The sequence below is a fragment of the Ruminiclostridium herbifermentans genome, from assembly GCF_005473905.2.
Classification (GTDB): Bacteria; Bacillota; Clostridia; order Acetivibrionales; family DSM-1351; genus Ruminiclostridium; species Ruminiclostridium herbifermentans.
Genome location: NZ_CP061336.1, coordinates 1,299,396 through 1,312,593, shown reverse-complemented (window position 1 = coordinate 1,312,593; position 13,198 = coordinate 1,299,396). Strand labels below are relative to the sequence as shown.

The 13,198-nt window shown below is 35.6% G+C and carries 10 protein-coding genes; 2 read left to right on the top strand and 8 right to left on the bottom strand.

Annotated features, from left to right (window positions below; genetic code table 11):
* Window positions 1–16: 16 nt before the first annotated feature.
* A complete protein-coding gene (locus tag EHE19_RS05725; protein WP_205314728.1) occupies window positions 17–619 on the bottom strand; it encodes a restriction endonuclease in 603 nt (200 codons plus the stop codon).
* 111 nt (window positions 620–730) lie between these two features.
* On the opposite strand from EHE19_RS05725, the gene istA reads away from it, so the two are divergent.
* Window positions 731–2,023, top strand: a complete 1,293-nt coding sequence (gene istA / locus EHE19_RS05720) for an IS21 family transposase (RefSeq protein ID WP_190530273.1) — start codon at window positions 731–733, stop codon at window positions 2,021–2,023.
* Window positions 2,016–2,768, top strand: a complete 753-nt coding sequence (gene istB, locus EHE19_RS05715; RefSeq protein WP_190530271.1) for an IS21-like element helper ATPase IstB — start codon at window positions 2,016–2,018, stop codon at window positions 2,766–2,768. The genes istA and istB overlap by 8 nt, the downstream gene beginning before the upstream one ends.
* Window positions 2,769–2,814: 46 nt before the next feature.
* On the opposite strand, the gene EHE19_RS05710 is transcribed toward istB, so the two are convergent.
* From EHE19_RS05710 to EHE19_RS05680, 7 genes are all read right to left on the bottom strand, one after another.
* Complete coding sequence (locus tag EHE19_RS05710) at window positions 2,815–4,110, bottom strand: site-specific DNA-methyltransferase (protein ID WP_137699064.1); 1,296 nt, start codon at window positions 4,108–4,110, stop codon at window positions 2,815–2,817.
* A complete protein-coding gene (locus EHE19_RS05705; protein WP_137699065.1) occupies window positions 4,103–5,908 on the bottom strand; it encodes a hypothetical protein in 1,806 nt (601 codons plus the stop codon). Before EHE19_RS05705 ends, EHE19_RS05710 begins: the two co-directional genes overlap by 8 nt.
* A gap of 15 nt (window positions 5,909–5,923) precedes the next feature.
* Complete coding sequence (locus EHE19_RS05700) at window positions 5,924–6,595, bottom strand: DUF4391 domain-containing protein (RefSeq protein ID WP_137699066.1); 672 nt, start codon at window positions 6,593–6,595, stop codon at window positions 5,924–5,926.
* 10 nt (window positions 6,596–6,605) lie between these two features.
* The gene (locus EHE19_RS05695; protein ID WP_137699067.1) at window positions 6,606–9,830 is read right to left on the bottom strand and encodes a helicase-related protein; all 3,225 of its coding nucleotides are present in this window, start codon (window positions 9,828–9,830) and stop codon (window positions 6,606–6,608) included.
* A gap of 17 nt (window positions 9,831–9,847) precedes the next feature.
* Window positions 9,848–10,117 (bottom strand): DNA-binding protein, encoded by a 270-nt coding sequence (locus tag EHE19_RS05690; RefSeq protein WP_244648339.1) that lies wholly within the window; start codon window positions 10,115–10,117, stop codon window positions 9,848–9,850.
* A gap of 385 nt (window positions 10,118–10,502) precedes the next feature.
* On the bottom strand, window positions 10,503–11,051 hold the full coding sequence (locus tag EHE19_RS05685; RefSeq protein ID WP_137699068.1) for an NADH peroxidase: 549 nt from the start codon (window positions 11,049–11,051) through the stop codon (window positions 10,503–10,505).
* A gap of 785 nt (window positions 11,052–11,836) precedes the next feature.
* Window positions 11,837–13,114 carry a DUF445 domain-containing protein gene (locus EHE19_RS05680; RefSeq protein ID WP_137699069.1) on the bottom strand — a complete coding sequence of 426 codons (1,278 nt, stop codon included), beginning with the start codon at window positions 13,112–13,114 and terminating at the stop codon, window positions 11,837–11,839.
* Window positions 13,115–13,198: the final 84 nt, after the last annotated feature.

Here is a 13,198-nt window from a genome sequence, read left to right as displayed (position 1 = left end):
TGGCTCTCCTTTCTGCTTATAGCACCTTCACACTGGTATTAGGTGCAATCAGCTTGAAGATTTCCTCTACGTTTATCTTCGCTGGAGAGCTCGCGAAGCTACTGTCACGAAAAACAGCACGCAGAGGCTGACGCTTGGCAATTTCAAGAACCACATTTTCTGGAACATTCTCTGCAAAACATGCAATAAGATCACCATCATTATATGTATGAATTGTCACACCGTTGATTTCCTCACTGGTATAGGGCATTGAAAGTGGAAGACCCCATTCCAACAGACAGCCAAAAAGTAAATCAAGTTCAGTTCGATCTTCTTTAATGTTACTGGTCAGATGATCCAACATTGCTTGATTATATTCAGCTGCGCTGTAATAGACATCCTTCATGTTGGAAGAATCAAGTTTAAATACACGGAAACCTATGTCGAGATTTTGAGCCGTAAGTCCAGCTTCCTCTATTATTTTTTCGCCAGCACGACGGATACGTTCTTTTGCAATTTCTGAAAGCTTGTGCTTTACGCCAAGGGTATCACATAATTTAATAGCATTCGCAAGTATTGTTTTCTTATCATTAGAGGCCTTAGCATAGCTTTCATCAAGGTCTTCAGGTAATTGAATCATAATGAACTTACGTCTACCACCGTCTATAAAGTTATAATTAATAATGTACAAATAATATTAAATAAAAATGTACAAATGGTATGATTACAGGGTACAAAAGGAGATACCCTAATGATTATCAAAAGTAGTATCATAACAGATTTAAATATTCAAACTGTCAAGGATCTTTATAAGTTAAAACCATTTATGGAGGACACAACATTGAAGGTTAATAAAAGCCAGATCGCAAGGGAACTTGATGTCGATAGGCGTACAGTTGATAAATACATTAATGGCTTTCATAAGGCCAAATCCAGAGAATGCGTGAATTGTATCACTGCTTACTATGACATTATCGCAGAGCTTCTATCTGATAACAGCCAGCAGATATTTTATTACAGAAGAGTTTTATGGCAATACCTAGTAGACAATCATTCTTATGAAGGGTCTTATGTGAATTTCTGCTACTATCTAAGAAAATATCCTGAACTAGACTCATATTTCAAAAAAAGCAGACCTTCAAACGCAAATAACGTAACCATACGTTATGAAACAGGAATGGGTCAACAAGCACAACTAGACTGGAAAGAGTCTATACGATTTACTCTTTCAACAGGTGAAATAATAGAAGTAAACATATTTGTATTATTGCTGTCATACTCACGTTTTAGAGTATACAGGGTATCTCTATCAAAAACACAGGACATATTATTTTCATTCCTTGATGATGCGTTTAACACGTTTGGAGGTGTTCCAAGTGAGATTGTCACCGATAATATGAAAACAGTTATGGATGAGCCAAGAACAGAGTATACAGAAGGGAAAATAAATATAAAATTTAAGCAGTTTGCGGATGATTATGGTTTTAAGGTGCACCCTTGTATTGCAGGAAGACCAAGAACAAAAGCCAAAGTAGAAGCACCAATGAAACTACTTGATGAGATAAGAGCCTACAATGGAAAACTTGATTACAAGGAACTTAATGAGTTGGTCACACGAATAAATAACAGAGTAAACATGCAGGTAAATCAAGGTACAGGTCGTATTCCATTAATGTATTTCAACAAGGAAAAAGCTTTCTTAGGAAGCTTACCAGCCGATACCATAAGAAAGCCTTATCAAATAACTCCACATAAAGTAAAAGTAAATTCATCCAGCATGTTCAACCATAATGAATGCCAGTATTCTGTACCACCAGAATACATTGGAAAAACTCTTACTTTACAAGTGTATGATGGTTACATACATGTTTATTATAACATGGAATTAATAACTATCCATACCCTTAGTAAAAAGAAACTAAATTATTTTACAGAACACTATACTGCTATAGCAAGAAAATCGCATGCATTTAAGGAAGAAAATATAAATGAGCGGGCAAAAGAAAACTTACAGGTTATAGGAGAAGTATATAGTTATGAATAACAGTACATACAACCAGCTATGCCGGAACATGGAAATTCTTGGTCTTGGGCAAATGGTAATTCATCTTGATGAAATATCTAATTTTGTGACATCCAACAATCTTTCGTTTACAGAAGGACTACTGAGACTTAGTAATTACGAAGTTGATTTTAAGGAGGCCAAAGCATCTAGATCTATGATTAAAGCAGCAGCATTTCCTTTTGTAAAGGAATTGAAAGATTATGATTTCAATTTTCAGCCGTCAGTAAATCAGCAAGAAATACAAGAACTTTGCACGCTTGGTTTTCTTGAAAGAAATGAGAATATAGTATTTCTTGGTCCAAGTGGTGTTGGAAAGACTCATCTGGCAACATCAATAGGAATAGCTGCAGCAAAGAAACGTACTAGCACATATTTTATCAAATGTCATGATTTATTGCAGCAACTAAAGAAAGCAAAACTGGAAAACAGACTTGATGTAAGACTCAGACACTTCTGCCATTACAGACTACTTATCATTGATGAACTTGGCTACTTACCCATTGATAAAGAAGATTCTAATATGTTTTTTCAGCTTATAGATATGAGATATGAGAGAAAAAGTACCATTCTTACAACAAACATGAATTTCAACGAATGGGATGGTGTATTCTATGACGCAGTTGTAGCCAATGCAATACTTGACAGGGTATTGCACCATGCACATGTAATATCTATATCTGGAAAGTCATACAGATTAAAGGATCATATGAAGCAAGGAGAATAGTTGTACATAATTATTTAATACTTTTTATACATTTTTCCTTGACAGTTTATACACCGTCCTCAGAGTTAAGCTGCATTACTGCATCAGCGGTTGTTCCTGATCCACTGAAAAAATCCAATATGATAGCATCTTTATTATCTTGTACTAAACTAATGATATATTTGATCAGACGGACGGGCTTAGGAGTGTCAAAAACGTTTTCTGGTAGAAGCTTTAATAGCTCGTATTTCGCCTGCCTGTTATGTCCTGTTTTTTCTAAATCAATCCACAAGGAAGAAGGTGGTAAACCTTCCATATCACAAAGGTATGTTCTTCGTCTTATACTCCTTCCATCTTCAGTAAAGCGTATTTCGCCTGTTTTCATTTTTTCTTCTAATGTTTCTTTTGACCACCTCCATCCGTTTTTTGGTGGCTTTATTACTATTCCTTGGGGGGAAACAATATCGTAAACAAGATTCTCCCGATAATTGGGAGAATTAAGTGGATTGCCATCAAACCAAGGCCCTCGCGGATCATTATCAGGGTTTTTAAAATGTGTACGCTTACTATCATCGCTCTGTTTTTGTGGTTGCCATAATGGTTGTTTTGAATATATTAACGTATCATTATGGTCATTGGAAAATTGCTTCGCATCATTATTACTGTTGTCAGAAGACCTCCAAATCGCGGAACAAACAAAGCAACTCTCGCCAAAAACTTCATCACATATTTTCTTTAGGTTTGCCTGCTCATTACTGTCTATAGAAATAAAAATAACACCATCACTTGAAAGTAAATTTCTCGCAAGGATAAGCCTCGAAAAAATCATTGAACACCAATCTGAATGAAATCGCCCGTTACTTTCACTATTTTGGAATAGACGGTTTTCGTTTTCATCGAATAATCCTTTTGCTTCCATATAATCATCCACATCTATATCAAACGAATCTCTATATATGAAATCATGACCTGTGTTATAAGGAGGATCTATGTATATAAGCTTTACCTTTCCGAGATAACTTTCCTGCAATAGCTTTAAAACATCAAGGTTATCTCCCTCAATATAAAGGTTCTGAGTGGTGTCCCAATTCTTACTTTCTTCCTTGCAAGGGCGCAAAGTTTTGCGGATAGGCTTTCCTGCTTCAGCCATAGCAGCCTTTTTACCTACCCAAGTAAACTCATATGCTTCATCACCATCCAATACATCAGAACTCAGAATTTGCCGCAACATGTCAAAATTAATTGCTTTTTTAAGCTTGCCGTTTTCATCACGAGATTCAGTAATCACATTAGGGAATAATTTCCCAATTTTCTCAATATTCTCACTTGTTAAGTCTAAAGACTCCATTCGCATTTTATTCATTAGTCTTCCTGTCCTCCTTTGTTTTTTTCCAAAACATATAAATAGGGTAGTTTTTAAAGTTATTCTGAAGCTCTGGCTCTAACCTTTCAAAATGAAGCTCAGCAGCAGGTTGATTGTCAAGTAATAAGTAAGTACCGACAAGAATATCTTCTCGCACAGACCCACTTTCAATGATTGAATATAACTCTTTTAATTCTTTCACTGAAAACTCACGTTCCCTCTTTATAATTTGCAGATAATTAAGCTGACGTATTTCGTAAGGAGTTTCATTGTCGTCGGACAATAGCCATTCTGCAATCATATGTGAATACCGTAGCAAACGTTGATCTTCTGGCTTTTTCTCATCATAAGCAAGTAGCATATTTAACAAGAGTTGCGTAACTTGCCCACAATAAATCTCAGAACATGGCACTGAAGTGATAGCCCTAAAAAGGGCATCGTAATCGATGTTGCTTAGTGTAATAAAGTTTTCCTTGCTTAATAGTACATACACCGAAGATTTTATTTCATTTCCGTTCTCATCAGTTGCCCGAAAATCTAATGGGGAGTCAAAAAAACTGTATAGCCAATGAAGTCCGCTATCTGCGTCTTTGCTAAAACTTAACATTATCTTCAAATTTGCAACTGTCAAATGACCAAAAGGTGGAGAATCAGGTAGGACATTGATTGAAACAGGTTTTTGTTCATCAAAAGCAACAACTAACATATTTAAGTTCTGTAAATCATTTTCGGTTAAGTTGTCGCAATCCAATTCTTCTGATACTTTCAGTTGTGTCAATACTTTTTTAATTCTCCGTAGTTGCTGAAGATGAATTTTTCTATCCTCAATTTGAAAGCTGTCAACTTCCTCCTTCTTTGATGATGATAATGAGATTTCTACTCCATTAATAGAAAACGAGCCACTTTCAATAGCATCTATTATAAAGCTCTCATCAGTTATTCTTTCAGAAAGATTTCCTGCAAGAGTAAAGTTGAATTTGCCAATATGATTTCTGGTGTCAATGATATATACCGAACTTTTCCCAAAATGGAACTCACTAACGCCATCCTTCTTGTGTACTAAACTGTATTGATCATAGTACTTGGTGCCATTACACATTACAGGGGCTCTTAGGACAGCACTTGCCATTTCTATGCTGGATATGTGTTCGATTGGAACAGTTATCCCATGATTAAGCGTCGCATACAGGTAAAAGCCATGTTTGAACATATAGCCAAACGGCTCTGTAAGTTTACGATTGATATCTGTAAACCCAAAGTTTAATTCCTTTAGGCCTCCAGATTTGACTACTTCATCATATGAGATTATATCTGCACCTATTGTGGTAAGTTGCTTTTTTCTATCTCTGACAAAATTTAAGAATATATTTGAAATATCAGCTTTATTTGTAGGAAAAGCAGATAATGAAATATTCTTTGTTTTCTGATTTCCGATATCTTTTAAAAGTCGCTTTAATACAAATGGAAGCAAATTGGCATAATATATTTTACAATCTCCATCATCGTTTATATATACAACAAAATATACAGTCCCACACTCTGTCAAGTAGTTACGTAAATCGGCCACACGAACAGTGTAAGAGATTGTTTCATTTAAAAAGTTATTATCAAGATGACCTTTAACCTGTACTGGAACTCTACCTAATAGTTCATCGACTTTTTTTGAACTTCGGGAGTATGTATATATAGCACCATCCCACGATGGTTCCTTGTCGCCGTCATTAATAAACGGAGCCAAATAATCTGTTTTGGAAATTTGTCGGACAATTTCTGCTGTCGCTACTTTTTCAATATCCATTTATAGCACCCCCTTTTATTTTAACTGAGACAGTTCTTGTTTCAACTTTTTTAACTCACCATTAAGTTGTACTCGAATATTGAATTGCTTTTCCCTATTGATCTTCGTCTCCAGCACCGCTATTTGATTCATTAGCTTCTGACGCTTTTCATCTCTTTCTATAGCTTCTTTCAAATCAATTGTTGTTTTGCCTGTATTCTCAATCGCACTTAGCAACCGTTCTCCAGCAATCTGTCGAATAAAGTTATCATATACAGCATCAACATTGAGACCATCTAGTTTTAAATTAAGTTGATCTGGTTTTACCCAATCCGTGTGGTAATAGCTATTAACCTTGAATACCCCTTGCTTTGTATGACTCTGTTCTTTGTATCCTATCCAAGCTTGGTAAAGGCCATTAAACGACAAAAGAAATAATATATGATATGGTATTTCTCTATCTATAAGCTGTAACACACGAGTATCCAGACCCTGCTGATTTAATCTAAGTTCAAACACTTCCAACTCAGTAACATTTTCTCCGGCGCCAATGTTCATTGTAGTCGCAGCAATTTTATTGCGCCAGTATATTACTGATATTTGCTCGATAAATATCCGCTTAATTTCAGGTGTTACTGAAAGATTTTCATAAAACTTCTGTTTAGGTATTCTTCTGTTAAATGCAGTTGAAGAAGGAAGCTCAAGCATCTAACACACCTCACTTTACTACGATAAAGCATATCAATTCAAAGTCATCAAGCCCTGTAATATTTGAAAGAAGAGCCGTAGTACCCCCTTGGTGAAATAGGCTGTCTATATCACTTTCTTCTTTGACATCAATAATAGAATTGATCGCTTCTCCTAATAGTTCGGAATACTTTGACATATCACGCCCGTCTTTTGTTTCACTATTAACTAATTTACATAGCTTAACATCAGGCTCAGTCTTACCACGGCAGAGATAGCGCATTGTATCAAGCATTTGCTTTGGTGAGAGATGATCGCAAACAACATCACCATTCTCTGAAATATACACCATATAGAAAGGATGCAATCTATTCTGATTATCGATATTTATACCACCATCTATATTCTTAAGGACATAGATAACACCAGCAGGGTATTCTTCTGTTGTAGCTACAACAGCATTCATACCATGTGGAGCCTTCTCAATATCAGGATGATGCTTAATATATTCAAGTAAATCAAGGCGAAATTCATTAAGCCCCAAGTCCATTATTGAAATACCGGAAGACATATCTTCAATATCAACAACTTCTTCTTGAAGCCTTTCTAATTGCGCTTTACGGTATTCAAGATCTCCTTGTTCCTCAGCATTAATAAGGTCGTCATCGCCAGTGGAAGTCATTACTGAAATCTTCATCCTGGTTTCAACTCTGCTTTTAAGGTTTATATAGTCGTCCAATGTCAAATCTGGCCAGAAATTAACAAGCTGTATCACTTTGTTTTTGCTTCCTATACGGTCAATACGTCCAAAACGCTGAATAATGCGGACGGGGTTCCAGTGAATATCGTAGTTTACACAATAGTCACAGTCCTGCAAATTCTGACCTTCTGAGATACAGTCGGTAGCAATTAATATATCAATTTCGTCCTTGTTATTAGGCATTAGCAGATGCTTGTCCTTTGAAATCGGAGAAAAGCAGGTAAGTGCTGTGTTAAGATCAGCACGAAGCTTTGGCACTGTTGTTTTGCCATCAACCGAGCCTGTTATGACTGCAGTATTTAGGTCAAAATACATTTTTACATATTTGCTGACATTAGCATATAAATATTCTGCTGTATCCGAAAATGCAGTAAATATGAGAACCTTTTTGTTCCCGTCATTTATGGGGTTTTCAATCTTCCTGCGTATAACTTCAAACAGTTTTTGCAGTTTCATATCATGGTCAGGTGTAATATCCTCTATCATTAATGAAAGTAATTCAAGAGTATCCTTATCTGCTTGTAGTTCTTTTCGCCATGATATGTAGTCCATATCGGCAAGGTCTATTCTGACTTTCTTACCAACCGAGAAGAAGTCCATATTTTGATCATCAAAATCATAATCTTCAGTCTCTTCAATTTCAGTCAGATCAAGTACATATCCGCCATTCGTGTAATTATCAATTGCATTAATCGTATTCCTAATAAACTCCAGGATTCTTTTTACTGTCAGATTAAAAGCAAATACAGAGCTTTCTAATCTCTTCAATAGGTTAATGCTCATCAAACGGCGAATACCTTGTTCCCGCCCAGCTTGGTTAATATTTTTGGATGTATCTACATATTTGTCAAGCTTGCTGGGAAACACGTAATCTGTAGGCGTGTAAATATGTAGATTGAGCTGCATAAGCAGGTCATATATCTGATTGTAATTTATTGCTCCATTCAAATCGGTAAGGCTTGGCCTGAGAGATATTGGTTTCAATCTTTCTGGAAATTGACCTATATCTGAGGTGTTATAATACTTTTGAATATGCTTTCTTGACCTCGCAATTGTTACGCTGTCTAACACTTCAAAAAAATCAAAGTTGAGCATACGTAACAAAACAGCTGTTGTCCTGCTTTCCGGGGGCAACTTGCTCCATGTATTAAATACCCTCTGTGCATTTCGGAATATCTCATCAATGGAGTGCGTTGTATTAAGTTTCTCATCAATTATGCTTGTATCACCTTCGTATGCCAGCTGTAGCTGATTACGCAAATCATAAAAACGATTATTAACAGGTGTAGCTGACAGCATAAGAACTTTGGTCTTTACGCCTGTACGAATTACCTTGTTTAAAAGTTTAAGATATCGGTTTTCCCGCATGCCATCAGGTCCGGAATACTCGCCACCATTGCGGAAATTGTGAGATTCATCAATTACAACAAGATCATAATTACCCCAATTTAGGCGATTAAGATCTAGCCCGTTTGACTTACCCGAATCTCTGGATAAATCAGTATGGTATAAAACATCATAATTTAAGCGGTCAGCAGCAATTGGATTATTTACGTAGTTATCTTTATATGTATTCCAGTTATCAGCCAGTTTTTTAGGGCATAGTACTAAAACCGTCTTATTGCGATTCTCGTAGTATTTTATAACCGCAAGTGCAGTAAAAGTCTTACCCAAACCAACGCTGTCAGCTAGAATACAGCCATTGTATTTTTCAAGCTTATTTATGATTGCAAGTGCAGCATCTTTCTGAAAGTTATATAGCTTTCCCCAAATCTTGCTTTCCTTGAAACCAGTCGCTTCATTAGGCAATACATCCTCGGAAACATCCTCTAAAAACTCATTAAAAATATTGTAAAGTGTTATAAAATAAATGAAGTCAGGAGAGTTCTCGCGATAAGCTACGGTTATGCTATCAAGAACTTCATCAGTTACATCCTGCAACTTGGAAGTATCTTTCCATACTGTATCAAACAATCGTATAAACTCATCGCTATGAGGCGACTCAAATTTTGTAATCATGTTGTATGTATTGTTACCGCGCTCACAGCCAATATCAACGGTTGTAAATCCATTAAGGGGCATATATGTTACAACATTGCTTCCTGTTTCAACATTCATAAACCCGCCCATATTTTCACTGGTAACATTTGATTTAAATGTAACCTTGCGCCGTATCCAATCAGCGCATTCTTTAGCAATAGCTTTTTGTGACAATTCATTCCTGAGCTTAATTTCAAATTCTGTGCCGTATAGGCTACGCTCGCGGGATAGGCGCGGGATATAAAATTCGCGTCTTTCTTTTTTTGCTTTTTCAGTGGTAAAAGCCTGTGACGTGAAAACAAACCGCAATTCGTCAATTCCTTCAAGCTGTTTTTTCAGCTCTTTATAAGCATATATAGAAAAGCAAGCAGCAGCAATTGATAGACGACTATTCTTCTTTATTTCATTTTCCATATCGTCTTTGACAATTTTATTTATGTTATCAAATACAATCACCGGTTTCCCCTCCAAAATTAATAATCAAAACTTTTATCCGATTCTCCTACTTTGTAGCCTTCGTTAATTTCATTGTTATCCTTTTTACCGCGATACTTCTTTGAAAAACCAATATATTCACCGCTCTTGATCCTTGCGTCGGCAGGTTTCTCTGCATTCATCGGAATAAGCCATTCCCGGCCTATTCGCTCAACACCATGTATGCGGTTTTCCTTACATAACACTTGGACGCGTTTTACTGTAATGCCCCATTTTTCTGCTGCTTGAGCAGCTGAAATATAATCCACGGTATGACCTCCCCATGCTTTATACTAATAAAGCCCTACAATTGCGTAGGGCTTAGCCTCTAATGTGATATGCTTATATCCCTTTGATAAAAGAGGTTCAAGCTACTATGCATAACAATTTACTAATTATTGCAATGATTATATACCTTTAAACGAATAAAATCAATACAGAAACCATTTTAATTATTTTCAATCTATTCAGTGCAATAAAAAAAACGATGATTTTCCCACCGTTTTCCCACCAAAAATAAATATACATTTTAATAAACAAAAATATAAAAAAATACAATTCTTAAAATCAGTTTCGTGAACTAAAGCTGTAAGCCTTATTTTTCAACGATTTGCTGATAATGAGAATTGTATTTTTTCATATCATTTTATATTTTTATTCACCAAAATATCTCTTCAAAAGTCCTCTGAAACCTGCTCCATGTCTTGCTTCGTCCTTGCACATTTCATGCACAGTGTCATGGATTGCATCATAGTTGAGCTGCTTTGCTTTTGTAGCAAGGTCTTTCTTTCCTTGGCAAGCACCATGCTCAGCTTCTGCTCTCAATTGAAGGTTCTTCTTTGTATCTGGGAAAACAACCTCTCCTAAAAGTTCTGCAAACTTTGCAGCATGTTCAGCTTCTTCCCAAGCAGCTAGCTTATAGAAAGCACCGATTTCAGGATATCCTTCACGCTCAGCCTGTCTCGCCATAGCAAGGTACATTCCTACTTCAGTACATTCTCCCATAAAATTAGCTCTTAATCCTTCTAAAACTTCTGCATCAACGCCTTGAGCAACACCAATTCTGTGTTCATCAGCAAAAGCAGCTGAAGCTTCTTTCTGTTCAACAAATTTTTCCTTTGCAGCCTTACACTGAGGGCAATTATCTGGAGCTGTATCTCCTGTATGAACATATCCACAAACTGAACAAACAAATTTTTTCATAATACCAAAATCCTCCTATAATTTATATAATTTTATGTACTTTAATGTTTTCTCAGCCGCTAACTAAATGGTTTAGCAGCGACAGTAATATATATACCACGGAGGAAAAGTTTAAAACAAATTAATTTTAAAAAGTGCTATTTTTGCTATTTTGAAAATAAACCCTTGAAAAATGAGACACTTTGAGTTTAGCAATATTAATCGCTATAGTTAATTTAGAAAATTTAACTCGTTGTACTAGTTTATATTAAACTGAGTTTGTAGATAACTACTTATTCCTTATACTGGTACGCGAGTACAACTTAGATAAATGGGTTACTTGGTTAAAGATATTTGCTTAAATTTGTAAGTGAAGAATAATAGTTGATTCTACTGAGTGCTGTTGCAAAACAAAAAATAATATATATATCAAAAGTAAACTGCTCAAATAGTACTCCCATGCAATATATATCTATGGCTCGCTCACGAAATTGACTCTAAAATAATTAAGGTGAAGAACAAGCACTTCCACCGAACGTTTAACCAAGACACCTTGTCTCGGGTTAATACTCACAGCTATTTTTTTTCGCTGTGTCGGCTACAATACTTGTTGTTCACCTACTATTTCTAGCTTCAATTTCTAACCAAGCTTAGCAACTAGATATATTTTTCTACTTAGTAATATTTTTTGCAATAAGACATCAGTATACAGCTACTTTTACTTTACATCAGCCCCACAAAACAATGAAGCATATATGTTTAGTGTATTCGGCGCCATAAATAACTAAAATGAACCAACATTTAGCTTAAAACAACACTGTCAGCAAATGAATAGCTAACCCAGCTAAACCACCTATTACTGTACCGTTAATTCGAATGTACTGCAAGTCAGCTCCAACCTGTACTTCAAGCTTGTCAACCATGCTCTTAGTTTCCCAGCTGTCCATTGTATCATAAATAAGGTCACCAACCTTATTCCCATATTGAGAAACAATACCCTCAATAGTATCAATTATCGCGCTATCAACGCTGTCTTGAAGCCTATTGTTTTCAGAAATTATTAATACAAGCTTATCCAATATTGCACTTACTCTTTCGGTTAACCTTTCTTCATCAGTCATTATAGAATTTTTGAAATCAAGCACAACATCAACTAGCTTATTCTGAAGTTCACCATATAGTTCAGAATTAATTATCTGCTCTTTTAGCAGTTCTCCTTTGCTAATCAGTTCCTGTGAATTTTCCATATCCTCAATGAGCTTTGGAAGTGCCGATAACAAAAGCTTATTTACCTCAACCTCTTCATTTGTATCAATTTCCTCAGCTTGTGTATACAAAAATTCTAAAATCTTTCTATAGACAAGATCACCAATAAAAGGCATTGTTAAGGTTTTGTTTATTCCTCCCAAAACAAGCATAGTTTTATCTTTATTCTCTCCAATATAATTATATGTAGAATTCAAAAGACCTTTAACAATTGGTTTATGATGTCCCCCTTCAAGTATTGGCTTCAAAATAGTAGCCAGCATAGGATATAATTTTACAGCTTCAATTTTTCTATCAATCTGCTGCTTCACAAGTTCTGAAACCTTAGTATCATCATCAACTGAATCAACTATTTCAGGAAGCTTATTGGAAATGGCTTTTGCAATAGAACTCTTGTTTTGTTGAATATAACCAAATATCTTTTCAGAAATACTAACCTTATCCAACTTTGCTTTAATGATTTCAGGAGTGAAAAAATTTGATACAACAAAATTAGATAATGCTTTTGCAATCCTCTGCTTGTTATTCTGAATAATGGCAGTATGTGGTATGATTTTTAAGCCTAAAGGATGCTTAAATATAGCAACCACTGCAAACCAATCTGCAAGTGCTCCCACCATTGAAGCCTCAGCAAATGCGGCTACAGATGAAAAAAATAAACCTCTATCCTCATATCTTCTGAACACAATAAAAACAATTGCCATAAATACCAGCAGAGACGTTGCGATAATTCTCATGCTTCTCAGCTTTTTTCTCAGTTTTTCTTCTTCTTTTTTATAATCATTTTTATAATCACTTTTATAATCATTCTTATCCATAATCACTGCTCCATAACCGTACTGTTTTGAGTAACTACTCTGCTGGCTCCTCAATTTCTATTTGTTCCTCTATATCTTCAGCTA

Excerpts from the sequence above, each read along its gene's own strand:
- EHE19_RS05685 (WP_137699068.1), bottom strand. The coding sequence starts at position 11,051 with ATGAAAAAATTTGTTTGTTCAGTTTGTGGATATGTTCATACAGGAGAT.
- EHE19_RS05725 (WP_205314728.1), bottom strand. The coding sequence starts at position 619 with ATGATTCAATTACCTGAAGACCTTGATGAAAGCTATGCTAAGGCCTCT.
- EHE19_RS05710 (WP_137699064.1), bottom strand. The coding sequence starts at position 4,110 with ATGAATAAAATGCGAATGGAGTCTTTAGACTTAACAAGTGAGAATATT.
- istB (WP_190530271.1), top strand. The coding sequence starts at position 2,016 with ATGAATAACAGTACATACAACCAGCTATGCCGGAACATGGAAATTCTT.
- EHE19_RS05680 (WP_137699069.1), bottom strand. The coding sequence starts at position 13,114 with ATGGATAAGAATGATTATAAAAGTGATTATAAAAATGATTATAAAAAA.
- EHE19_RS05705 (WP_137699065.1), bottom strand. The coding sequence starts at position 5,908 with ATGGATATTGAAAAAGTAGCGACAGCAGAAATTGTCCGACAAATTTCC.
- EHE19_RS05700 (WP_137699066.1), bottom strand. The coding sequence starts at position 6,595 with ATGCTTGAGCTTCCTTCTTCAACTGCATTTAACAGAAGAATACCTAAA.
- istA (WP_190530273.1), top strand. The coding sequence starts at position 731 with ATGATTATCAAAAGTAGTATCATAACAGATTTAAATATTCAAACTGTC.